Genomic DNA, 24,261 nt, shown 5'->3' on the forward strand with positions numbered 1-24,261 from the left:
CGAGGGATGGGGGCAGCAGCCGCGTGAGCGTCCTGGAGAAGATCCTCGAGGGGGTCCGTGCCGACCTCGCCGTCCGCGAGGCCGCCGCCCCGTTCGACCAGGTCAAGGCCGCCGCCGCCGCGGCGCCACCCGCCAGGGACGCGCTGGCCGCGCTGCAGGGGCAGGGCATCGGCGTGATCGCCGAGGTCAAGCGCGCCTCGCCCTCGCGGGGCCACATGGTCGACATCCCCGACCCGGCCAAGCTCGCCCGGCAGTACGTCGAGGGCGGCGCCCGGATCATCAGCGTGCTGACCGACCAGCAGTCCTTCGAGGGGTCGCTGACCGACCTCGACGAGGTCCGCGCGGCGGTGGACATCCCCGTCCTGCGCAAGGACTTCGTGGTCGGCACCTACCAGGTGCACGAGGCCCGGGCCCACGGCGCGGACCTGGTGCTGCTGATGTGCTCGGTGCTCGAGCAGAACGCGCTGGACGCCCTGGTCGACCGCGTGCACTCGCTCGGGATGACCGCCCTCGTCGAGATCCACGACGAGGAGGAGGCCGACATGGCCCTCCGCGCCGGGGCCAAGCTCGTCGGGATCAACGCCCGCGACCTCACCACCATGGAGGTCGACCGCGACGTGTTCAGCCGCCTCGCGCCCGGCCTGCCCGGCGAGGTCATCCGCGTCGCCGAGTCCGGCGTGCGCGGCCCCGGAGACCTGATGACCTACGCGGGACTCGGCGCCGACGCGGTGCTCGTCGGCGAGTCCATGGCGACCGCCGAGGACCCCCGGGCCGCGGTCCGCCAGCTGGTCACGGCCGGGTCGCACCCCGCGTGCCCGAAGCCCGCACGCTGAGCCCCACGGCACCCGAGAAGGATTCGAGCATGGCCACCGCACCCGGCGGACTGCCCACCGCGAGCGACGGTCTGTCCGAGCACGGCCACGACCCCGACGCGACCGGCCACTTCGGCCGCTACGGCGGACGGTTCATGCCCGAGGCGCTCATCGCCGCGGTCGACGAGGTGGCCGCGGAGTACGACAAGGCCCGCCACGACCCGGAGTTCCTCGCCGAGCTCGACCGGCTGCAGCGCGACTACGCCGGCCGACCCAGCCCGGTCACCGACGCGCGGCGGCTCTCCGAGCACGCCGGCGGCGCCCGCATCCTGCTCAAGCGCGAAGACCTCAACCACACCGGCTCGCACAAGATCAACAATGTGCTCGGCCAGGCGCTGCTGACCCAGCGCATGGGCAAGACGCGGGTGATCGCCGAGACCGGCGCCGGCCAGCACGGCGTTGCCACCGCCACCGCCGCGGCCCTGCTCGGGCTGGACTGCATGGTCTACATGGGCGAGGTCGACACCGAACGCCAGGCACTCAACGTCGCACGGATGCGGCTGCTCGGCGCCGAGGTCGTCCCCGTGACCACCGGGTCCCGGACGTTGAAGGACGCCCTCAACGAGGCCTACCGCGACTGGGTGGCCACGGTCGGGCACACCCACTACGTGCTCGGCACCGCGGCCGGGCCCCACCCGTTCCCGATGATGGTCCGTGACTTCCACCGCGTGATCGGCCTCGAGGCGCGTGCGCAGGTCCTCGAGCGGTACGACCGGCTGCCCGACGCGGTCGTGGCCTGCGTCGGCGGCGGCTCCAACGCGATCGGGATCTTCCACCCGTTCCTGGACGACAGCGCGGTGCGGCTGGTCGGCTGCGAGGCCGCGGGCGACGGCGTCGACACCGGGCGGCACGCCGCCTCGATCGGCGGCGGCACCCCCGGCGCACTGCACGGGGCGCTGACCTACCTGCTGCAGGACGAGGACGGCCAGACGATCGAGTCGCACTCGATCTCGGCGGGCCTCGACTACCCCGGCGTCGGCCCGGAGCACTCGTTCCTGCACGACATCGGGCGCGCCGAGTACGTCCCGGTCACCGACACCGAGGCGATGGACGCGTTCCGGCTGCTGTGCCGCACCGAGGGGATCATCCCGGCGATCGAGTCGGCACACGCGGTGGCCGGTGCCGTGCGGCTGGGCCGCGAGCTCGGCCCGGACGCGACGATCCTGGTCAACCTCTCCGGGCGCGGCGACAAGGACGTCGACACCGCGGCCCGCTGGTTCGACGTGGTCGACGCCGAGGCCCTGCCGACCGACCCGCCGGCGCAGGACCAGCCCGAGGCGACCGGGGAGCGCGAGCTGTGACCACCGCGAAGACGGGCCTCACCGTGCTCGACGAGGTCTTCACGACGGCGAAGGCCGAGGACCGCGCCGCGCTCATCGCCTACCTGCCCGCCGGCTACCCGACGGTGCGCGGCTCGACCGGGCTGCTGACCCAGGCCCTCGAGGCCGGGGCGGACCTCGTCGAGGTCGGGCTGCCGTACTCCGACCCGGTGCTCGACGGCCCGGTGATCCAGCACGCGGTCGACACCGCGCTGCGCGGGGGAGTGCGGGTGCGCGACACCCTCACCGTCGTCGAGACCCTCGCCGCCCGCGGCGGGCGCGCCGTCGTCATGACCTACTGGAACCCCGTCCTGCGCTACGGCCCGGAGGCGTTCGCCCGGGATCTCGCCTCGGCGGGCGGCCTCGGCGTCATCACCCCCGACCTGGTCCCGGACGAGGAGAACGGCTGGCTGGCCGCGACCACCGCGACCGGCATCGCGCCGATCTTCCTCGTGGCGCCGTCGTCGACCGAGCAGCGGATCGCCGACACCGCCGCCGCGAGCCGGGGCTTCCTCTACACCGCGTCGACCATGGGGGTCACGGGCGCCCGGGACGCCGTCTCGGACACCGCGAAGGCGCTGGTCGAGCGCACCCGGCGTCACACCGACCTGCCGCTCGGGGTGGGGCTCGGGGTGCGCTCGGGCGGCCAGGCGAGCGAGGTGGCGTCGTTCGCCGACGGGGTGATCGTCGGGTCGGCGCTGGTCTCGGCGGCGGAGCACGGGCGGGCGGCGGTCGCACGGCTGACCAGCGAGCTCGCGGCGGGTGTGCGGGGGAACCACACCGGTCGCTGAGCCGGTTCAGGACTCGGCGGCGGGGCGGGTCCCTCGCGGCTCGGCGGCGGGGCGGGTCCCTCGCGGCTTGATCAGCAGCACACCAGTCATGCGCGCAGGCCGGCCGAGCTGCCACCAGTGCCCCTCGTCGCGCCTCGCCCACCCCTCGGCTTGATCAGCAGCACACCAGAGGTGCACCCATCCGCGCTCGCGCCGACTGCGGCCACCCGACCCGCACCCCGAAATCCGACGTCGCAACCGAGTCACCGTGACTCGGTCGCACCACCACACTTCCCTCGCCGGCCACCGCCGTGCCCCGCCCGAGGTGAGTGAGTGGCGCCGTTCGCTCGCCCAGTGACCGGAATGTGCCACTGCTGACCGGGGGAGCGGGAGGGAGGCACCGAGGCCGACACGACCCGCGCGACCCCGGCTCACCATGAGTGTCGGTGGTGCCCGATAGCGTGGGGCCGTGCTCGCAGCGATGCTCCCGGCGACCATTCCCAGCCCACCGCAGGGCGTGTGGCACGTCGGGCCGATCCCGCTGCGGGCCTATGCGCTCTGCATCATCGCGGGCATCGTCCTCGCGGTCTGGCTGACCGACCGGCGGTTCGTGGCTCGGGGCGGGGCGCCGGGCTTCGTCGTCGACGTCGCGGTCTGGGCGGTGCCCTTCGGCCTCCTCGGCGGGCGGCTCTACCACCTCGCGACCGACTGGCGGACCTACTTCGGCCCGGGCGGGGACCCGATCGCGGCGCTCTACGTCTGGAACGGCGGGCTCGGGATCTGGGGGGCGATCGCGCTGGGCGCGGTCGGCGCCTGGATCGCCTGCCGCCGCCGCGGCGTCCCGCTGTCCGCGTTCGCCGACGCCGCGGCGCCCGGGATCGTGCTCGCGCAGGCCGTGGGCCGGCTCGGCAACTGGTTCAACCAGGAGCTCTACGGGGACCCGACGAGCCTCCCGTGGGGCCTGGAGATCTACCGCCGCGTCGACCCCGTCACCGGCGCGCCCGACAACCTCGGCGGCGTCGCGCTGGACCGCGTCCCGGTCGAGATCGTCCAGCCCACGTTCCTCTACGAGATCGTGTGGAACATCCTCGTCGCGATCCTCGTGGTCGTGGTCGACCGGAAGATGCAGCTGGCCCGCGGGCGCGCGTTCGCGCTCTACGTCGCGGGCTACACCGCCGGGCGCTTCGTCATCGAGATGATGCGCAGCGACCCCGCGACCCGGGTGTTCGGGGACGTGCGGATCAACGTCGTCGTCGCGGGCGTCGTCTTCGTGGCGGCGCTGGTGTACTTCCTGGTCGTCCGGGGTCCGCGGGAGGACCTGTCGGGCTCCATGCCCGGCCCGGAACCCGATTCGTCGGCCGGGGCGTCGGGTACGTCGGGGGGCGTGGACGCCCAGGACGAGACCGACGACGCGACCCGTGCCCGGGAGAACCGCGAGCAGGTCGCCGCACCGGACCGCGACACGCATCACGGCGCCGCCGATCCCTCGGGCGTCGACGCCGCACCCGCCGACCCGACCCAGGAGGAGGACGCCCCGGTCGAGCCGCCCTCGGCCACTCGCGGCTCCTCCTAGGACGACCCCGCCGCGCGGGCACTCGTCACGGTCCGAGCACGGGCCGTCCGTGCCCGGCGCGGGCTAGACTCGATCGGCAGCGCGGGACGTCGGAGTCCCGCCGCCAGCATCGCCGGGCCGTCCCGGGTCACCGTCCGACCCACCTCCCGGCGCATCCCAGGGCCACCGTCGTCCCCGGTCATTCCCGTCTCAGACCCTGTCCGCCGGCCGGCGGACGGATCTGCTCCGTCTCCACCACCGGCTCGCGACGACATGACGCGGTCGAGCTCGCCCCGATGACGGCATCGACGAGCTCCGTCCGTGTTCCCACGAGGAGGCGCCCACCGTGCTGTTCTCCACCACCCCGGGCCCCCAGGGCCTGTACGACCCCGCGTACGAGCACGACGCCTGCGGGGTCGGCGCGGTCGTCGACACCACGGGCCGTCGCAGCCACGGCATCGTCGCCGACGCCCTGCAGGTGCTGCACAACCTGGACCACCGCGGGGCCGCCGGCAGCGAGCCGACCAGCGGTGACGGCGCCGGCATCCTCGTGCAGCTCCCCGACGAGCTGCTGCGGGCGACCGTCGACGCCGCGCTGCCGCCACCGCGCCCGAGCGAGGACGGCGGCGGGCCGCAGCACACCTACGCGTGCGGCGTGGTCTTCCTCCCGGCCGACGACGACGGGTACGACAAGGCCGTCTCGCTGCTGGAGCGGATCACCGCCGAGGAGGGCCTCGAGGTCCTGTGCTGGCGCGACCTGCCGACCGACCCCGAGGGCGCCGATGTCGGGTCGGTCGCGCGCTCGGTGATGCCCCGGTTCGCGCAGGTCCTCGTCGCGCACCCGGAGCGGACCCTCGCCGGCATCGAGCTCGACCGCATCGCCTACCTCGTGCGCAAGCGCGTCGAGCGGGAGTCGGTCGAGCAGGGCTGCGGGCTCTACATTGCCTCGCTGTCGAGCCGGACCGTGACCTACAAGGGGATGCTGACCACCGACCAGCTGCCGCTGTTCTTCCCGGACCTGCGCGACGGGCGCCTGACCAGCGCGATCGCGATCGTGCACAGTCGGTTCTCGACCAACACCTTCCCGAGCTGGCCGCTGGCGCACCCGTACCGGGCCATGGCGCACAACGGGGAGATCAACACCGTGCGCGGCAACCGGAACCGGATGCGGGCGCGTGAGGCGCTGCTCGGCACCGACCTCTTCCCGGGCGACCTGCAGCGGGCGATGCCCGTCTGCCCGGACGAGGTCTCGGACTCCGCGAGCTTCGACGAGGTCCTCGAGCTGCTCTCGCTCGGCGGCCGGTCGCTGCCGCACGCGGTGATGATGATGATGCCGGAGGCGTGGGAGAACCACGCCGAGATGCCGGCCGACCAGCGGGCGTTCTACCAGTTCCACTCCAGCCTCATGGAGCCGTGGGACGGCCCGGCGGCGGTGGTGTTCACCGACGGGACGCTGCTGGGCGCCACCCTCGACCGCAACGGGCTGCGGCCGGCGCGCTGGTGGCAGCTCGCCGACGACCGCGTGGTGCTGGCCAGCGAGTCCGGCGTGCTGGAGGTCGACCCGGCCGACGTCGTCGCGAAGGGCCGGCTGCAGCCGGGCCGGATGTTCCTCGTCGACCCGCGGACCGGTGCCGGGGTCCTCGACGACCAGGCGTTCAAGTCCGAGCTCGCCGCCGCCGAACCGTACGGCGAGTGGCTGCACGCCGGACTGGTGCGCCTCGACCAGCTCAAGGCACGCGAGCACGTGGTGCACACCCACGAGTCGGTGATGCGCCGCCAGCAGACCTTCGGCTACACCGAGGAGGAGCTGCGGGTCCTGCTCGCGCCGATGGCCCGGACGGGAGCCGAGCCGCTGGGCAGCATGGGCACCGACACCCCTACGGCGGCGCTCTCCCGGCGCCCGCGGCTGCTCTACGACTACTTCGTCCAGCTGTTCGCGCAGGTCACGAACCCGCCGCTGGACGCGATCCGCGAGGAGCTCGTCACCTGCCTGGCGCGCCCGATCGGCGCCGAGCAGAACCTGTTCCATCCCGGCCCGGCGTCGTGCCGGCAGGTCGTGCTGCCCTACCCGGTGATCGACAACGACGAGCTCGCGAAGCTCATCCACATCAACGACGACGGCGACATGCCCGGCTTCGCGGCGACGGTGATCTCCGGGCTCTACGAGGTCGACGGCGGCGAGGACGCCCTGGCGTCGGCCCTGGACCGGGTGTGCCGCGAGGCCAGCGAGGCGATCGCGGACGGCAAGCGGATCCTCGTGCTCTCCGACCGCGACTCCGACCACCGCCGCGCCCCGATCCCGGCGCTGCTGCTGGTCTCGGCGGTGCACCACCACCTCGTCGGAACGCGGGAGCGCACCCAGGTCGCCCTCGTTGCGGAGTCCGGGGACGCCCGCGAGGTCCACCATATGGCGCTGCTGCTGTCCTTCGGGGCGGCGGCGATCAACCCGTACCTGGCGTTCGAGTCGATCGAGGACATGATCGCCTCCGGCCAGCTCGAGGGGCTCGAGACCGGCACCGCGATCGCGCACTACGTGAAGGCGTGCGTGAAGGGCGTGCTGAAGGTGATGTCCAAGATGGGCATCTCCACGGTCTCCGGGTACACCGCCGCGCAGGTCTTCGAGGCGGTCGGGCTCTCGCAGGAGTTCATCGACGAGTACTTCTCGGGGACGTCGTCGAAGCTCGGCGGTGGCGGCCTCGACGTCGTCGCCCGCGAGGCGGGGATGCGGCACCGGACCGCCTACCCCGACAACCCCACCGAGCGGGCGCACCGCCGCCTCGACGTCGGCGGGGAGTACGCCTACCGCCGCGAGGGCGAGCAGCACCTGTTCACCCCCGAGACGGTGTTCCTGCTGCAGCACTCGACGCGGACCGGACAGCGCGACGTCTTCCGCCGCTACACCGCCGAGTGCGACCGCATCGCCGCCGAGGGCGGCCAGCTGCGTGGGCTCTTCCGGCTGCGCTACGACGACCGGCCCCCGGTCGACATCGACGAGGTCGAGCCGGCCACCGAGATCGTCAAGCGGTTCGCGACCGGGGCGATGAGCTACGGCTCGATCTCCGCCGAGGCGCACACCGACCTCGCGATCGCCATGAACAACATCGGCGGGCGCTCGAACACCGGCGAGGGCGGCGAGGACCCGGTCCGGCTGCACGACCCGTCGAAGCGCTCGTCGATCAAGCAGGTCGCGTCCGGGCGCTTCGGCGTGACCAGCGAGTACCTGGTGAACGCCGACGACCTGCAGATCAAGATGGCCCAGGGCGCCAAGCCGGGGGAGGGCGGCCAGCTCGCGGGCCAGAAGGTGTACCCCTGGATCGCCGAGGTCCGGCACTCGACGCCCGGCGTCGGGCTGATCTCGCCGCCGCCGCACCACGACATCTACTCCATCGAGGACCTCAAGCAGCTCATCCACGACCTCAAGAACGCCAACGACCGGGCGCGGATCCACGTCAAGCTGGTCAGCTCGGTCGGGGTCGGGACAGTGGCTGCGGGGGTCAGCAAGGCCCACGCCGACGTCGTGCTCATCTCCGGGTGGGACGGCGGGACGGGCGCCGCGCCGCTCACGTCGTTGAAGCACGCCGGGGCGCCGTGGGAGGTCGGGCTCGCCGACACCCAGCAGACGCTGATCCTCAACGGCCTGCGCGACCGTATCTCGGTCCAGGTCGACGGCGGCATGAAGACCGGCCGCGACGTGATCGTCGGGATGCTGCTGGGCGCCGAGGAGTACGGGTTCTCGACGGCGCCGCTGGTCGTCAACGGCTGCGTCATGATGCGGGTCTGCCACCTCGACACCTGCCCGGTCGGCGTCGCGACCCAGAACCCGGAGCTGCGCCGGCGCTACACCGGCCGCCCGGAGTTCGTCGAGAACTTCTTCCGGTTCGTGGCCGAGGAGGTCCGCGAGTACCTCGCGAAGCTCGGGTTCCGCAGCGTCGAGGAGGCCATCGGGCGCTCGGAGCTGATCGACACCGGCGAGGCGGTCGACAACTGGAAGGCCCAGGGCGTCGACCTCGCCCCGCTGTTCACGGTGCCGAAGGGGCCCGAGGGCGCCTCGACCGACCGGCGATGTACGAAGGCCCAGGACCACGGCCTCGACAAGGCCCTGGACCGCACGCTGATCCAGCTCGCCGAGGGCGCTCTCGACGACGCCATGCCGGTGCGGATCGAGACCCCGGTCCGCAACGTCAACCGCACCGTCGGGACGCTGCTCGGCGCCGAGGTGACCCGGCGCTTCGGGCGGGACGGCCTCGCCGACGACACCGTCCACGTCGAGCTCACCGGCTCCGCGGGGCAGTCGCTGGGCGCGTTCCTGCCGCCCGGGGTCACGCTCGACCTGGTCGGCGACGCCAACGACTACGTCGCCAAGGGCCTCTCCGGGGGCCGGGTGATCGTGCGTCCGCCGGACGATGCGCCGTTCACCGGCGGTCGGGCCGTGTCATCCCCCGTCGCTCCGCTCGCCCCGATCCCCGACGAGGACCACACCATCGCCGGCAACGTCATCGCCTACGGCGCCACCGGCGGCGAGGTGTTCCTGCGCGGCCAGGTGGGAGAGCGGTTCTGCGTCCGGAACTCGGGGGCGCTCGCCGTCGTCGAGGGCGTCGGGGACCACGCCTGCGAGTACATGACCGGCGGGCGGGTCGTCGTGCTCGGCCGCACCGGGCGCAACCTCGGCGCCGGGATGTCCGGCGGGATCGCGTTCGTGCACGACCTGCCCGGGGTGCGGGTCAACCAGGAGATGGTCGACCTGCTCGCGGTGACCGGCGACGACGCCGAGTGGCTCCGGGGCGTCGTCGAGCGCCACCTCGAGCTGACCGGGTCGCCCAAGGCGGCGCGCCTTCTCGACGACTGGGACACCGAGGTCGGGCACTTCACCAAGGTCATGCCGACCGACTACCAGCGGGTCCTCGACGCGACGCAGCGCGCGCAGGCCGAGGGCCGCGACCCCAACGAGGTGATCATGGAGGTGGCTGGTGGCTGACCCCCGCGGGTTCCTCGCGTACGCGCGCGAGGACAACCCCACGCGGCCGATCGAGGTCCGTCGCACCGACTGGCACGAGGTGTACGCCTCCGTCACCGATCCCGACGTCGAGGCGGGCACCCGCGAGCAGGCGGCCCGCTGCATGGACTGCGGCATCCCGTTCTGCCACTCCGGCTCGGCGGGCTGCCCGCTCGGCAACCTGATCCCGGAGTGGAACGACCTCGTCCGGCTCGGCGAGTGGGGCCGAGCGGCCGAGCGGTTGCACGCCACCAACAACTTCCCGGAGTTCACCGGCGCGCTCTGCCCGGCACCGTGCCAGGAGGCCTGCGTCCTCTCGATCACCAGCCAGCCCGGCTCGGTGGCGATCAAGCGGGTCGAGTGGTCGATCGCCGAGGTCGCGTGGCGCGAGGGGCACGTGTCGGCGCAGCCGGCCGCGGAGTCGTCGGGACGGCGGGTGGCGGTGGTCGGGTCCGGGCCGGCCGGGCTCGCGGCCGCCCAGCAGCTGACCCGGGCCGGCCACGACGTCACGGTCTTCGAGCGCGACGACCGCCTCGGCGGGCTGATGCGCTACGGCATCCCGGAGTTCAAGTTCGAGAAGTGGGAGCTCGACCGGCGCCTGGAACAGATGCGCGCGGAGGGCACCCGCTTCGTCGTGAACTGCGAGGTCGGCGGCGACGATGCCGACGAGGCGGACGGCACCGCGCTGCCCGTCGAGCGGCTGCGGGCCGAGTACGACGCGGTGGTGCTCGCCGTCGGCGCGCTGGCCGGGCGGGACGACCCCTCGCTGGAGGGGCGCGACCTCGAGGGCATCCACCTCGCGATGGACTACCTGACGCCCGCGAACCGGGAGTGCGAGGGCGACGGGCCGTCCCCGATCCACGCGCGCGGCAAGAACGTCGTCGTGATCGGCGGCGGGGACACCGGCGCGGACTGCTACGGCACCGCGACCCGCCAGGGCGCGATCGGGGTGCACCAGCTCGACCAGTACGCCGCGCCACCCGTCGTCCGGGACCCGACGACCTCACCGTGGCCGACCTGGCCCTACGTCCTCCGCACCCCGCCGGCCCTCGAGGAGGGTGGCGAACGGATGTTCGCGACGGCGGTGCGGCGCTTCGTCGGCGACGAGCGCGGTCACGTGCGCGCGGTGGAGCTCGCGACGGTGGAGGTGCGCCGCGGCGCGGACGGGTCCCGCGAGGTCGTCCCGACCTCGGAGGAGGTCCACCAGATGCCCGCCGACCTGGTGCTCTTCTCGATCGGCTTCACCGGGCCGGACGACATGGCGCTGATACCCGGGCTGGGGATCGAGCGGACGAGGAAGGGCACGATCGGCTGCGGTTCGGACTGGCAGACCGACGCTCCCGGGGTATTCGTGTGCGGCGACGCCCACCGCGGGGCGTCGCTGATCGTCTGGGCGATCGCCGAGGGCCGGTCCGCGGCGGCCGCCGTCGACACCTACCTCTCGTCGGACGGCCGCACCGACCTGCCGTCGCCGGTGCATCCGGGGGCGCTGCCGCTGGCGGCATAGGTGCGCTTCGCGCTCGTGAGCAGAAATTGACGTCAGGGCGTCAATTTCTGCTCACGGGCCGTCAGGCACCTACTGCAGCTGGGCCTTCGTGATCTGCACGGGGATGTTCGGCTTCCCGCCGCCGGCCTGGTTCGAGTTGTCGTCGCCGCCGGCCGCGATCCTGTCGAGCACCGCGAGCCCCGCCGGGGCGATCTGGCCGACCACCGTGTACTGCGGCGGCAGCGCCGAGTCGCCGTAGACGAGGAAGAACTGGCTGCCCGTGGTGTCGGGGTCGGACGACTTCGCCATCGCGACCAGACCGCGGGTGTAGTTCGAGGCGCCCTGGCCCAGCGGCGACGGCGCGAGGTTGGTCGGCGGCTCCTCGGCGTAGCGGTAGCCGGGGCCGCCGGACCCGCTGCCGGTCGGGTCACCGCACTGCAGCACCTGGAGGCCCTGGCCGGTGACCAGGCGCGGGCACGGGGTGTTGTCGTAGAAGCCCTGCTGGGCGAGCGAGGTCACCGCGTTCACCGCGCACGGGGCCTCGGCGCGGTTCAACGTCATCGGGATCGCGCCCTGCGAGGTCTGCAGAGTGAGCCCGACCGTGCCCGTCCGGGCCGGGTTCGCGTCCGGCGCCTGGACCGGGCGGGAGGCCTGACCGTCGGGCGTGTACTGGCACGCCCCGGCTGCCGTCGCGGGTGCGGCAGGAGCGGCCTCCGAGGACGACGGGCGGGTGTAGAGGTAGATCCCGACGGCGGCCACGACCACCACCACGACCGCGACGACGGCTCCGATCGTCAGGCGCTGCCGACGGCGGCGGGACCGCTCCGCGCGGCGCTCGATCTGTCGCTCCAGCTTGCGCTTGGCGGCCTTCCGGCGCTGCTCGTTCGTCGGCACGGCGGCATCCTAGGAAGTCAGGTTCCGGTGAGTCCGACCAGGTCAGGACCGACGCGTCACGGAGGGCGTCGATCAGGGCCGCTCACCTGAGTCCGATCGCCGTCGAGGGTGACCACTAGGCTGGCGGTCCAGGTCCAACCGAGGAGGACGAGGACGTGCTGGTCGCCGGATTCCCGGCCGGGAGCTTCCAGACCAACTGCTTCGTGGTGGCGCCCGACGAGGGCGGTCCCTGCGTCGTGGTCGACCCGGGGCAGGAGGCCGAGGAGCCGCTGCGCAAGGTGCTGGCCGAGCGGAAGCTCTCGCCGGTGGCGGTGCTGCTCACCCACGGGCACCTCGACCACATGTGGTCGGTGACCCCGGTCTGCGACGGTGACGACATCCCGGCGTGGATCCACCCCGAGGACCGGTTCATGCTCGCCGACCCGCTCAAGGGCGTCGGCGAGATGGGGTCCCAGCTCGCCGCGATGTACCCGGGGCTGGAGTTCCGGGAGCCGAAGCAGGTCGAGACGCTCACCGACGGCGCCACGCTGGATCTCGCCGGGCTGAGCCTCACCGTCGACCACACCCCGGGCCATACCCGGGGCTCGGTCGTCTTCCGCAGCGCCACCGAGGACGGCGCGCCGTTCGTGCTCGCCGGGGACACCCTGTTCCAGGGCGGCATCGGGCGCACCGATCTCCCCGGCGGCTCGCTCGAGGAGATGATGACGAGCCTGCAGACCAAGCTCCTGTCGCTGCCCGACGAGACCGCGGTGCTGCCCGGGCACGGGCAGCCGACCACCATCGGCGACGAGCGGCACACCAACCCCTTCCTGCAGGGCCCCCAGAACGCGCCCGGCAGGAACCTCTAGAGGAAGGCCGCATGGCCGAGATCCCGCCCGGCGGCTTCACCGCGCCGAAGGGCATCCCCGAGTACGTCGGGCCCGAGTTCGTCGCGGTGCGCGACACCCTGATCCGCGAGGCCGACCGCGCCGGCTACGCCCACCTCGAGCTGCCGGTGTTCGAGGACACCGCGCTCTACGCCCGCGGGGTCGGCGAGTCCACCGACGTCGTCTCCAAGGAGATGTACTCGTTCGCCGACCGCGGCGGCCGGTCGGTGACGCTGCGCCCCGAGGGGACCGCCGGCGTCGTCCGCTCCGTGATCGAGCACGGCCTGGACCGCGGGACGCTGCCGGTCAAGCTGCGCTACGCCGGGCCGTTCTTCCGCTACGAGCGTCCGCAGGCGGGCCGGTACCGGCAGCTGCAGCAGGTCGGCGTCGAGGCGATCGGGGTGGACGACCCCGCGCTCGACGCCGAGGTGCTCGCCGTCGCCGACGCCGGGTTCCGGGCCCTGGGGATCACCGGGCACCGCCTCGAGATCACCAGCCTCGGCGACGCGACGACGCGCCCGGCCTACCGCGCCGAGCTGACCCGGTTCCTCGAGAAGCTGGACCTCGACGAGCCCACCCGGGGACGCGCCCGGATCAACCCGCTGCGGGTGCTCGACGACAAGCGACCGGAGGTCCGCGAGCAGCTCGCCGACGCGCCGCTGATGGTCGACCACCTGTCCGACGAGGCCGCCGCGCACCACCGCAAGGTGCTGGGCTACCTAGACGAGCTCGGCGTCCCGTACACCGAGAACCCGTGGATGGTCCGCGGCCTGGACTACTACACGAAGACGACGTTCGAGTTCGTCCACGACGGGCTCGGGTCGCAGTCCGGGATCGGCGGCGGCGGGCGCTACGACGGGCTCATGGCCGAGCTCGGCGGACAGGCGCTGTCCGGGGTCGGCTTCGGCATCGGCGTCGACCGGACCCTGCTCGCCTGCCAGGCCGAGGGGCTCGAGGTCGCCCCCGCGCGCCGGGTCGAGGTGTTCGGCGTGCCGCTGGGGGAGTCGGCGCGGGACCGGCTGGTCGGCATCGTCGGGGCCCTGCGCCGCGGCGGGATCCGGGCCGACCTCGCCTATGGCGGGCGCGGGCTCAAGGGCGCGATGAAGGCCGCCGACCGGTCCGGCGCGCGCTACGCGCTGGTGCTGGGTGAGCGCGACCTCGAGGCCGGTGTCATCCAGCTCAAGGACCTCACCGACGGCTCGCAGACCGAGGTGCCGCTCGACGGGGCCGTCGCGGCCGTGGACCGGGCGCTGGGTGCCTGACGGCCTGTGAGCACTGAGTGACGCAAGGGCGTCACTCAGTGCTCACAGGCGTGAAGCGCACCTACCGCACCTGCGGGAACGGCGTCGTCAGATCGTCGGCCGGGGACGGCACCTCGGGCACGACGGCGGCCGCGCCCACCCGTCGGTCGGCGGCGGGCGTCGCGCTCCGCCGACCTGACGATGTCACCCGCATCGGGACCTGCCCCGTCCGGCCGGAGCGCTCCACCGCCTCGCGCGCCGACCGCTCCGTCGCCGCCTGCAGCGTCCGGGCCATGACCCGGCGGGCGAGCAGCACGCACAGGTGGCAGAACGCGACGTAGCCCAGGAACTTGACGACGTCCTCCGCGTGCCCGAGGAACGTGGCCAACGGCGGGATGCGGTTCTCGAAGAAGTCCTCGGCCTCGTCACCCACGAGCGAGCCGCCGAGCAGGGCGAGGGCGCAGAGGAAGGTCAGGCCGAGCCGCTCGCGGCGCAGCGGGCCGAACGCCCAGGCCACGAGCACGATGCCGATCACGGCGTACACCGCGAGGCCGGCGTTCTCCGGGATCCCCATCCCGGGCAGCACGGCGTCGTGGACCATCATCATGTCGTCGAAGCCCAGCCAGATGCACAGGATCGCCACGGCGAGCCCGGCGGTCTGCGCGGGTGAGGTCGCGCCCTCGTCGCCGGTGCTGCGGGACCACGCGCGGGAGACGACGAGCGAGCCGAGCGCGATCCCGGCGCACACCATCAGCGCGCTCGAGAACATGATCGTGAAGAGCCCCGAGTACTCGGAGTCCTCGGGGAAGCGGTCCTGCAGCACGATCGTCAGGTCGTGCCCGGTCCCGCCGTAGATCGTGAGCGCGATGCCCAGGAACACGGCCGCCGGCAGCACCGAGCGCAGGAGCATCCGGCCCGCCTCGGCCAGGTCACTGCGATCGGCCGGCACCGGACCGGCGGGGTGAGCTCCCGTGGGGGAGGGGGTCGTCACGGTCGAGCCTCCGATCACCGTCGGTGGGTGCGGCTCCCGCTCGCCGCTGAACGAACGCCGTCGTTCCCGCAACGACGAAGTGAACGGGAGGGTAATGAGCACCCCACCAACGAGCGATGTCGGGTCGTGCCCGGATGATCCGTGTCGGCAGGCGGCGGGTCGATCACGACGGACGGCCGGTCGAGGCGTCCGATTCGCCCGGGTCCTCCTAGGATCACGCCCGATCCCCGCCCGCGCCGTCGGCACGAACCGTCGGTACCGACCAGCCGGAGACCCCCCATGAGCGGATCCCGGGCCGCGACCGGCGCCCTGCTGATCGTCGTGGCGGTCGTCGTCGGAGCCCTGACCGGGTGCGCGAGCCCGGCACCTCCGCCGGCCGCCGGCCCGCCCTCGAGCACCGCCCCGGTCAGCCCGGTCGCCGGGACCACCACGACCGTCGCACCGAGGCCCGCCCCGCTGCGCATCCTGCTGACCGACGACGACGGGTACTCCGCCGGCGGCATCCGGGCGGTGCGCGCCGCGCTGACCCGGGCCGGCTACGACGTCAGCACGGTGGCCCCGGACGGCAACCGGAGCGGGTCGGGGGCCGAGACCAGCGGCAAGCAGACGCTGCACAACACCGACGATCCCGGCGTCCGCACCGTGACCGGCACCCCCGCCGACGCGGTGATCGCCGGACTCGCCGCGCTGCGGGCGGCGGGCCGGCCGCCGGACCTGGTGGTGTCGGGTACCAACCTGGGCCGCAACACCGGGTCGGGGATCACCGAGTCGGGCACCGTCGGCGCGGCGGTGACCGCGGCGCACGCCGGGCTCCCCGCGATCGCGGTGTCCACCGACCGCGCCGAGGACGAGTCCGACTGCGAGCCGACCGCGGCCTTCGTCGTACGGCTCGTCGGAGCGCTCGCCACCGCCCGGCCGCCGTTCGCCCCCGGCCTGGTGCTCAACGTCAACCACCCGGTGAAGCAGGCGTCCGGCCTCGCCTGGCTGCCCGCGCAGGAGATCACCCTCGAGGGTGACCGGATGAAGCTCGACAGCCCGGGCGACGACAACGACGGCGGGCTCGGCCGCGGCCGGGCCACGATCGCCGAGCTGGACGCGGACGGGAAGGACGGGGCGCCGCCCTCGGTGCGGGATCGGCTCGCAGGGTTCGGCTGACGCCATGTGCGTGTGTTTCCGTGTCCCGACACGGAAACACACGCACGAGGGACGGAGTCCCGACGATGGAGCCGAGCCCGCTACTCAACGATCCGCTCCGCACCAAGGGGACCGCGTTCACCGAGGCGCAGCGCCGCGAGCACGGGCTGCTCGGCCTGCTCCCGCACTCGGTGACCACGCTCGACGAGCAGGTGCGCCGCTCCTGGAACGAGGTGCGGCGCCAGGCGACCGACCTCGACCGCTACGTCTATCTGCGCTCGCTGCAGGACCGCAACGAGAACCTCTTCTACTCGGTGCTCGCCGCGGACGTGCCCACCGCGCTGCCGCTGGTCTACACCCCGACGGTCGCCGAGGGCTGCCGCCGCTTCTCCGAGCTGTGGCGCCGCCCGCGCGGCCTCTACCTGTCGTGGCCGGACCGTGAGCACCTGCGCGAGATGCTGCGCAACCGGCCGCACTCCGACGTCGACGTCATCGTCGTGACCGACGGTCAGCGCATTCTCGGCATCGGCGACCAGGGCGTCGGCGGGATGGGGATCCCCGTCGGGAAGCTGTCGCTCTACACACTCATCGGGGGCATCGACCCGGCCCGCACGCTGCCGATCCTCCTCGACGTCGGCACCGACAACGCCGACCTGCTCGACGACGAGTTCTACCTCGGCTGGCGGCACCGCCGGATCGACGACGAGGCCTACGTCGCCTTCGTCGAGGACATCGTCGCCGCCGTCGAGGACGAGATGCCCGACGTCCTGCTGCAGTGGGAGGACTTCGCGACGCCGCACGCCGCGCCGATCCTCGAGCGCTACCGCGACCGGCTGCTCACCTTCAACGACGACATCCAGGGCACCGCCGCCGTCGCCCTCGGCGCGCTGCAGGGGGCCGCCGCGGTCGCGGGGACGCGGCTGCGCGACCAGCAGGTCGTCATGCTCGGCGCCGGCTCGGCGGGCATCGGCGTCATGGACATGGTCCGCCAGGAGATGATCGACGAGGGCGCGTCCGACGACGAGGCCCGGGCGCACTGCTGGGTCGTCGACGTCCGCGGGCTGCTCACCACCGACCGCGACGACCTCTCCGACGACCAGCGGGCCTTCGCCCACGACCCGTCGGACGTCTCCGGCTGGGGCGTGGACGGCCTCCCCGGGCTCGGCGACCTCGTCGAGCACCTCGACGTCGGGGTGCTGCTCGGCCTCTCCACCGCGCAGGGCGCGTTCACCGAGGAGATCATCCGGACGATGGCCGCGAAGGTCGACCGGCCGATCGTCTTCCCGCTGTCGAACCCGACCTCGAACGCCGAGGCCCGTCCCGCCGACGTCGACGACTGGACGGACGGGAAGGCGCTGATCGCCACCGGCTCGCCGTTCCCGCCACTGTCGCGCGACCAGAAAGGGGAGCACGCCGATAGGGACATCCCCGTCGCCCAGTGCAACAACGTCTACATCTTCCCGGCGGTCGGCCTCGCGGTGACCGCGGCGCGGGCGACCCGGGTGACCGACGCGATGATGCGCGCCGCCGCCCGCGCCCTCGGCGACGCCTCACCCGCCCTGGCCGACAGTCACGCCCCGCTGCTCCCGGCCTGGGCCGACGTCCGCGACGTCGCGGACGGCATCGCGCTCGCGGTCGCGGCGCAGGCGGTCGCGGACGGGGTCGCCCCGAAGGCCGACGACGACGAGCTGCGCGCCGCGATCCGTCGCACCCGCTGGTCGCCCGGCTACTGATACGACGGAGTCCGGGCGTTGACCTGACCGTCACCCGCGACGGGCGTGCGCGGGTCAGGCTGGCGGACATGAGCTGGACGGCGACCGTCGGCGGGCACTCCTACCGCTTCGGCGGCCTGCGCGACCTGCTCGCCAAGGCCTCCCCGCCACGCTCCGGCGACGTGCTCGCGGGCTGTGCCGCGTCCAGCGCCGCCGAGCGGGTGGCGGCCCGCACCGCGCTCGCGGACCTGCCGCTGACCCACTTCCTCGACGAGCCGGTCGTCGACCCGGACACCGACGACGTCACCCGGCTCATCCTCGACACCCACGACGCCGAGGCCTTCGCGCCGGTCCGCTCGCTGACCGTCGGCGGCCTCCGCGACCGGCTGCTGGCCTGGGACACCGACGCGGCCACGCTGTCCGCGCTCGCCCCCGGCCTGACCCCGGAGATGGTCGCGGCGGTCGCCAAGCTGTGCCGGGTGGCCGACCTCGTCGGGATCGCCGCCAAGACTCGCGTCGTCACCGGGTTCCGCACCACCGTCGGGCTGCCCGGACGCCTCGCGACCCGGCTGCAGCCCAACCACCCCACCGACGACCCGGTGGGGATCACCGCGAGCCTCGTCGACGGCCTGCTGCACGGGTCCGGGGACGCCGTCGTCGGGATCAACCCCGCCACCGACCGGCCCGCGACCGTCCGGGCGCTGCTGGAGCTGATCGACGACGCCCGGCAGCGGATCGACGCCCCCGTCCAGTCCTGCGTGCTCACCCATGTGACGACGACGCTCGACCTGCTCGCCGAGGGTGCGCCGATCGACCTGGTGTTCCAGTCGGTGGCCGGGACGCAGGCAGCGAACCGCGGGTTCGGGGTGACGCTCGACCAGCTGAGCGAGGCGCGGGAGGCGGCGCTCGCGCTGGAGCGCGGCATCGTCGGGAACCAGGTCATGTACTTCGAGACCGGGCAGGGCTCGGCGCTCTCCGCCGACGCGCACCACGGCGTCGGCGGTCCCGTCGACCAGCAGACCCTCGAGGCCCGGGCCTACGCGGTGTGCCGGGCGTTCGACCCGCTGCTGGTGAACACCGTCGTCGGGTTCATCGGGCCGGAGTACCTCTACGACGGCAAGCAGATCCTCCGCGCCGGGCTGGAGGACCACTTCTGCGGGAAGTTGCTGGGCGTCCCGATGGGCGTCGACGTCTGCTACACCAACCACGCCGAGGCCGACGCGGACGACATGGACACCCTGCTCGTCACGCTCGCGACCGCCGGGTGCTCCTTCGTCATCTGCGTGCCGGGCGGGGACGACGTGATGCTCGCCTACCAGTCGTTGTCGTTCACCGACGTGCTCGGCGTGCGGCAGGTGCTCGGGCTGCGCCCGGCCCCGGAGTTCGAGTCCTGGCTGGCCTCCGTCGGACTGCTCGACGACGCCGGGCGCGTCCCGCCGCTCGATCCCGGCGCCCTGCCGGCCCTGACGAGCGGACTGGGCCGGTGAGCGCCCCCGACGCCTGGCGGCTGCTGCGGCAGGCGACCCAGGCGCGCGTCGGGCTCGGCCGCGCCGGCGACGCGTTGCCCACCGCGGAGATCCTGCGCCTCGACGCCGCGCACGCCCTGGCCCGCGACGCGGTCCACTCGCCGCTCGACGTCGACACGCTCGCGGCGCACCTGCAGGAGGCGAGCGGGCTCGACGTCGTGCGCGTGGCCAGTGAGGCGGCCGACCGCGCGGAGTACCTGCAGCGTCCCGACCTGGGACGACGCCTCGCCGAGGACACCGAGCTCGACGCCGGACCGGACGGATGGGACCTCGCCGTCGTCGTCGCCGACGGCTTGTCCGCCCGCGCCGTGCAGTCCCACGCCGCGGGCCTGCTCGCCGCACTGCTGCCCCGCCTGGCGGGCTGGGCGGTCGCGCCGCCCGTCGTCGCGACGCAGGCGCGGGTCGCGCTCGGCGACGACGTCGGGGCACGGCTGGGGGCGGCCATGGTGCTGGTGCTCGTCGGCGAGCGACCGGGGATGTCCGCGCCGGACTCGCTGGGCGCCTACCTGACCTGGGGCCCGCGAGCGGGCCTGGTCGACTCCGAGCGCAACTGCGTGTCCAACATCCGCCCGCCGCACGGGCTGTCCTACGACCACGCGGCGGAGGTGCTCGCCGCGCTGCTGACCGAGTCACGGCGACGCGGTCTGTCCGGGGTCGAGCTCAAGGACACCGGGGCGGCGTTGGGCTGACCTCAGCCCTCGACGGCCCGCTGCCGGGTGCGCTGCGGCAGCCGGTCCACCAGCCGACCGAGGCGCTCGGTGGTGCCCTGCAGCGGAGCGAGGGCGTCGGCGAGCACCTTGATCTGTCCGTCGAGCTCCTCGATGCGGCCCGCGACGGTGCGCAGGTCCGGGGTGACCTTGACCAGCTCGGCGGCGGCCACCGAGAGGGAGCTGTCGAGCTCCTGCAGCCGGGGCGGCATCTCCGGGAAGGTGGTGTCCGCGTGGCGGGCGAGCACCTCGACGTGGGAGATCGCCCCGGTGATCTTCTCGACCTCGGGGACGGCGTCGGCGACGCGGCGCAGGTCGTGCTCCATCGCCGCGAGCCGGGTCAGCGGGTCGACGGCGGCGGTGAGCGCGCGGATGTCCTCCGACGCGCCGCCGAGCTGGACCAGGGCGGGCACGGCCTCGCGCAGCGCACTGATGTCCTCCGCGGCGGCGCCCAGCTGGACCAGGGCGGGCACGGCCTCGCGCAGCGCACTGATGTCCTCCGCGGCCGCTCCCAGCTGTTGCAGCGCCGGGACCGCCTCGGCCAGCGCGTGGATGTCGTCCGCGGCCTCGCCGAGCTTCGCCAGCGCCGGGGCGGCCTCCGCCAGGGTGTGGATGTCCTCGGCCGCCCCGCCGAGCTGCTGCAGCGCGGGTACGGCCTCGGCCAAGGCGTGCAGGTCGGGCCCGACCTCGGCGAGCCGGTCCAGCGAGTGCTGCAGGTCGCGGGCGAGCGGCAGCAGCGCCTCGAGCACGACGGCGACCCGGGGGAGGGCCCGCAGGGCGTCGCCGACGAGCGGTCCGAGGTCCGTGGTGACCGACTGCGCGGCCCCGGCCAGCCCCCGGACGATGGCCGGGCCGGACAACGTCAGCTCCACCGCGGTGCGCGCCGAGGCCGCGGCCAGCGCGTAGACGGTGTCGAGCACCCCTGGCCCGGTCGACGCGGGGGCAGGTGACCTCGGCGTCGAGGACTCCGGCATGGGGCTGCACCTCGTTCGGGCCTGCGGCGGATTCGGGGGCCGACCCTAGAGGGTCGCCGGTCGGGCCGCGTCGGCGACGCGGCGGCGATGATCACCGTCCCGGGGAGGCGAGCCGTCCGCCGAGCTCGAGCAGCGCGTGCGGGGCGTTCTTCGCGAGCTTCAGGAACGCCTCGCCGGCCCGGGCGCGGGCCAGGGAGCCGTGCCCGAACCGCCGCGACAGCCCGCCGTGGTCGCCGGGCAGCTGGTGGTGCTGCGGGCCCTTGACCGCCTCGGTGGCCAGGGTGCGGCCGATGACCATCCGCTGGATCTCGCTGGTGCCCTCGAAGATCGTGTACAGCTTCGCGTCGCGGTACCACTTCTCGACCGGCAGGTCGCTCACGTAGCCCCAGCCGCCGCAGACCTGGACGGCCTGCTCGGCGGCCCGGACGGCGACCTCGGAGGCCTTGAGCTTGGACATCGAGCCCTCGCCGAGGTGGAAGGGCACGCCGTTCGCGGCCATCCACGACGCGCGCCAGCACAGCAGGCGGGCCGCGTCGATGTCCGCGGCGAGGTCGGCCAGCGGGAACGAGACGCCCTGGTTCTCGATGATCGGGCCACCGAAGGCCTCGCGGCGCGAGGCGTAGTCGCAGGCGTACTCGAACGAGGCCCGCGCGACGCCGAGCGCCATCGCGGCCACCATCGGGCGGGTCTGCTCGAAGGTCCCGAGCGCCGCCGAGCGGCCCTCACCCCGCCGGGCCTTCTCCAGCTTGTGGTTCAGCTTGCCCTCGCCGCCGAGGAGGTTCTCCGCGGGGATGCGGCAGCCGGTGAACGCGAGCTCCGCGGTGTGCGACGCGCGGTGCCCGAGCTTGTCGAGCCGGCGGACCTGCTCCATCCCCGGCGTGTCCTTGCCGACGACGAACATGGCCTGGCCCTTGGTGCCGAGGTCAGGGTCGACGACGGCGTTGACGATCGTGACGTCGGCGATGCCGCCGTTGCCGATCCAGATCTTGGTGCCGTCGAGGACCCACTCGTCACCGTCCTTGACGGCTCGCGTCTGCAGCTTCGCGACGTCGCTGCCGCCCTGCGGTTCGGAGACCGCGAGGGCGGCGAGCTTGATGTCGCCGGGGGAGCCGAACATCTCGGGCGCCCAGCGGGCGATCTGCTCGGGGGTGCCCGCCTGGTTCAGCGCGGAGAGCGCGAGCGCGGGCAGCACGATCGTCAGGCCGATGCCCGCGCAGCCCCAGAAGATCTCCTCGAGGAACAGCGGCAGCGACAGCCCCGTCGGGTCCGAGATCAGGTCGGCGTAGAAGAGCGGGTTGTAGAAGCCCGCGCGCGCCGCGGCCTCGACGATCTCCCAGGGGCACTCCTGGAGCTCGTCGTACGTGGGTGCAGCCGGACGGATCACGTCCTCGCTGAACGCGTGGGCCCGCCGCACGAGCTCGTGGTGGGCGGGCGTGAGTTCGAGGGTGAAGCCGCTCATCGGTCGCTGCCTCCTGCCGGATCCGGTGACCGCAAATACCGCGTACCGGCGGTACCGAAACCTCGCGGGCCGACGCTTGCCGTTCATGCGAACACGTGTTCGAATGAAGCCATGCGATGGGCGGGGCAGCAGGTGACCGACGACGGGGCGCTCCCCGGCATGCCCGCCCTCAAGGGTCTCGTCCGCAGCGTGCGCACGCCGGAGTTCCAGGGCGTGACGTTCCACGAGGTCCGGGCCCGCTCGGTGCTCAACAAGGTGCCGGGCGGCTCGCCGATGCCCTTCTCGTGGACGGTCAACCCGTACCGCGGCTGTTCGCACGCCTGTACCTATTGCGTGATCGGGTCGACGCCGGTCCTCCGCGCCGACGGCGGCACGGTGCCGATGGAGCGGCTGCGGGTGGGCGACGCGGTCGTCGGGAGCGTCGCGGAGGCCGGGCTGCGGCGGCTCGTGCGCACCGAGGTCACCGCCCACTGGTCGCGGACGGTCGACGTGGTGCGAATGCGCCTGGCCGACGGCACCGAGGTCGTCACCGGGCCCGAGCACCGCGTCCTCACCACGGTCGGGTGGCGCCACGTCGTCCGCGAGGGGTGCGCCGGCGACGACGGCGTGTGGCTCGTGCCGGGAGACGTCCTCGTCGGGGCGGAGACGCTGGCCGCGCCCGGGCTCGCCGGGGTGCGGGACGTGCTGGCCGACTCCCGCGGCGCCGACCGCACGGTGGTCGCCGTCGAGCCGGCGGGCCGGGAGGTGGTCTACGACGTCAGCACCGGGACGGGCGACTACGTGGCCGCCGGCCTGATCCACCACAACTGCTTCGCGCGCAACACCCACACCTACCTCGACCTCGACGCGGGCGAGGACTTCGACCGCCAGGTGGTCGTGAAGCTCAACGCGCCGGAGGTGCTCGCCCGGGAACTGCGGTCGTCGCGCTGGACCCGCGAGCACGTCGCGATGGGCACCAACACCGACCCCTACCAGCGCGCCGAGGGCCGCTACCGGCTGATGCCGGGGATCATCCGGGCGCTGGGACGCTCGGGCACCCCGCTCTCGATCCTCACCAAGGGGACGCTGCTCGCCCGCGACCTGCCGGAGATCGTCGCGGCGGGCCGGGACGTCCCGGTCGGCGTCGGCGTCTCGCTGGCCCTGCTCGACCCGGAGTTGCACCGCTCCGTCGAACCCGGCACACCGACCCCGCGGGCCCGGCTGGACCTGATCCGCCGGATCGCCGACGCGGGCCTGCCGGTCGGGGTGTTCGTCGCGCCGGTGCTGCCGGGGCTAACCGACTCCGACGCGGCCCTCGACGCACTGCTCGCCGAGATCGCGGCGGCGGGCGCGGCCGGGGTCTCGGTGCTCGCCCTGCACCTGCGGCCGGGGACGCGCGAGTGGTTCCACGGCTGGCTCGCCCGGGAGCGCCCGGAGCAGCTCGAGCGGTACGCTGAGCTCTACCGGCGCGGGGCCTACGTGCAGAAGGCGTACCGGGAGGACCTCGCGGCGCGGGTGGCGCCGCTGCTCCGTCGTCACGGGCTCGACGGCGGGGGGCACCACATGGGCGGCCGGGCCGGGGGCCGGTCGACCGCGCCGGAGAACCCCGAGGGCTGGCCGGAGGGCGCGATGCCGCAGGTCCCGGAGCGCGTCGTCACCGAGACACCGCCGGAGCAGCTCTCGCTGCTGTGACAACTCCCCGACCGACTCATCCCCCGTGGGTGAGCCGCGGGACCGGCGACGTCACGAGCATGGCGCCGAGTCCCGATGTGATCGTGGAAGGAGT

17 protein-coding genes are annotated in these 24,261 nt (G+C 73.7%); 13 read left to right on the plus strand and 4 right to left on the minus strand.

What is annotated here, in order from left to right:
• The first annotated feature begins 23 nt into the window (after window positions 1-23).
• From trpC to LQ327_RS30855, 6 genes are all read left to right on the plus strand, one after another.
• Window positions 24-833, plus strand: coding sequence for an indole-3-glycerol phosphate synthase TrpC (gene trpC / locus LQ327_RS30830; RefSeq protein ID WP_230740058.1), 810 nt, complete (start codon window positions 24-26; stop codon window positions 831-833).
• Between the two features lie 29 nt (window positions 834-862).
• The gene (trpB, locus tag LQ327_RS30835; RefSeq protein ID WP_230740059.1) at window positions 863-2,173 is read left to right on the plus strand and encodes a tryptophan synthase subunit beta; all 1,311 of its coding nucleotides are present in this window, start codon (window positions 863-865) and stop codon (window positions 2,171-2,173) included.
• Window positions 2,170-2,982, plus strand: a complete 813-nt coding sequence (gene trpA / locus LQ327_RS30840; protein ID WP_230740062.1) for a tryptophan synthase subunit alpha — start codon at window positions 2,170-2,172, stop codon at window positions 2,980-2,982. Before trpB ends, trpA begins: the two co-directional genes overlap by 4 nt.
• A 460-nt stretch (window positions 2,983-3,442) precedes the next feature.
• Window positions 3,443-4,534 carry a prolipoprotein diacylglyceryl transferase gene (lgt, locus tag LQ327_RS30845; protein WP_230740231.1) on the plus strand — a complete coding sequence of 364 codons (1,092 nt, stop codon included), beginning with the start codon at window positions 3,443-3,445 and terminating at the stop codon, window positions 4,532-4,534.
• Window positions 4,535-4,859: 325 nt separating this feature from the next.
• The gene (gene gltB / locus LQ327_RS30850; protein WP_230740064.1) at window positions 4,860-9,488 is read left to right on the plus strand and encodes a glutamate synthase large subunit; all 4,629 of its coding nucleotides are present in this window, start codon (window positions 4,860-4,862) and stop codon (window positions 9,486-9,488) included.
• Window positions 9,481-11,013, plus strand: coding sequence for a glutamate synthase subunit beta (locus LQ327_RS30855; protein WP_230740066.1), 1,533 nt, complete (start codon window positions 9,481-9,483; stop codon window positions 11,011-11,013). Before gltB ends, LQ327_RS30855 begins: the two co-directional genes overlap by 8 nt.
• Window positions 11,014-11,082: 69 nt before the next feature.
• Here the strand turns inward: LQ327_RS30855 and LQ327_RS30860 are convergent, their stop codons facing one another.
• On the minus strand, window positions 11,083-11,886 hold the full coding sequence (locus LQ327_RS30860) for a peptidylprolyl isomerase (protein ID WP_230740068.1): 804 nt from the start codon (window positions 11,884-11,886) through the stop codon (window positions 11,083-11,085).
• Between the two features lie 155 nt (window positions 11,887-12,041).
• On the opposite strand from LQ327_RS30860, the gene LQ327_RS30865 reads away from it, so the two are divergent.
• The gene (locus LQ327_RS30865; protein WP_230740070.1) at window positions 12,042-12,734 is read left to right on the plus strand and encodes an MBL fold metallo-hydrolase; all 693 of its coding nucleotides are present in this window, start codon (window positions 12,042-12,044) and stop codon (window positions 12,732-12,734) included.
• A gap of 11 nt (window positions 12,735-12,745) precedes the next feature.
• Window positions 12,746-14,014 carry a histidine--tRNA ligase gene (gene hisS, locus LQ327_RS30870; RefSeq protein WP_230740071.1) on the plus strand — a complete coding sequence of 423 codons (1,269 nt, stop codon included), beginning with the start codon at window positions 12,746-12,748 and terminating at the stop codon, window positions 14,012-14,014.
• Between the two features lie 61 nt (window positions 14,015-14,075).
• Here the strand turns inward: hisS and LQ327_RS30875 are convergent, their stop codons facing one another.
• Window positions 14,076-14,984 carry a DUF8692 domain-containing protein gene (locus LQ327_RS30875; RefSeq protein ID WP_230740072.1) on the minus strand — a complete coding sequence of 303 codons (909 nt, stop codon included), beginning with the start codon at window positions 14,982-14,984 and terminating at the stop codon, window positions 14,076-14,078.
• Window positions 14,985-15,263: 279 nt separating this feature from the next.
• On the opposite strand from LQ327_RS30875, the gene surE reads away from it, so the two are divergent.
• The 4 genes from surE (at window position 15,264) to eutC (ending at window position 20,045) form a co-directional block, all read left to right on the plus strand.
• Window positions 15,264-16,139 carry a 5'/3'-nucleotidase SurE gene (gene surE / locus LQ327_RS30880; protein ID WP_230740075.1) on the plus strand — a complete coding sequence of 292 codons (876 nt, stop codon included), beginning with the start codon at window positions 15,264-15,266 and terminating at the stop codon, window positions 16,137-16,139.
• A 65-nt stretch (window positions 16,140-16,204) separates the two neighbouring features.
• Window positions 16,205-17,851 (plus strand): NAD-dependent malic enzyme, encoded by a 1,647-nt coding sequence (locus LQ327_RS30885; RefSeq protein ID WP_230740077.1) that lies wholly within the window; start codon window positions 16,205-16,207, stop codon window positions 17,849-17,851.
• Between the two features lie 68 nt (window positions 17,852-17,919).
• Window positions 17,920-19,317 carry an ethanolamine ammonia-lyase subunit EutB gene (locus LQ327_RS30890; protein ID WP_230740079.1) on the plus strand — a complete coding sequence of 466 codons (1,398 nt, stop codon included), beginning with the start codon at window positions 17,920-17,922 and terminating at the stop codon, window positions 19,315-19,317.
• Window positions 19,314-20,045, plus strand: a complete 732-nt coding sequence (gene eutC, locus LQ327_RS30895) for an ethanolamine ammonia-lyase subunit EutC (RefSeq protein ID WP_230740081.1) — start codon at window positions 19,314-19,316, stop codon at window positions 20,043-20,045. The genes LQ327_RS30890 and eutC overlap by 4 nt, the downstream gene beginning before the upstream one ends.
• Before the next feature lie 2 nt (window positions 20,046-20,047).
• On the opposite strand, the gene LQ327_RS30900 is transcribed toward eutC, so the two are convergent.
• Both LQ327_RS30900 and LQ327_RS30905 read right to left on the minus strand, forming a co-directional pair.
• The gene (locus LQ327_RS30900; protein WP_230740083.1) at window positions 20,048-21,037 is read right to left on the minus strand and encodes a hypothetical protein; all 990 of its coding nucleotides are present in this window, start codon (window positions 21,035-21,037) and stop codon (window positions 20,048-20,050) included.
• 91 nt (window positions 21,038-21,128) lie between these two features.
• Window positions 21,129-22,496 (minus strand): acyl-CoA dehydrogenase family protein, encoded by a 1,368-nt coding sequence (locus LQ327_RS30905; protein WP_230740085.1) that lies wholly within the window; start codon window positions 22,494-22,496, stop codon window positions 21,129-21,131.
• 111 nt (window positions 22,497-22,607) lie between these two features.
• Between LQ327_RS30905 and LQ327_RS30910 the strand changes: the two genes are divergently transcribed.
• Complete coding sequence (locus LQ327_RS30910) at window positions 22,608-24,167, plus strand: Rv2578c family radical SAM protein (RefSeq protein ID WP_230740087.1); 1,560 nt, start codon at window positions 22,608-22,610, stop codon at window positions 24,165-24,167.
• The last annotated feature ends 94 nt before the right edge of the window (window positions 24,168-24,261 follow it).

The organism is Actinomycetospora endophytica, from assembly GCF_021026375.1.
Lineage (GTDB): Bacteria > Actinomycetota > Actinomycetes > Mycobacteriales > Pseudonocardiaceae > Actinomycetospora > Actinomycetospora endophytica.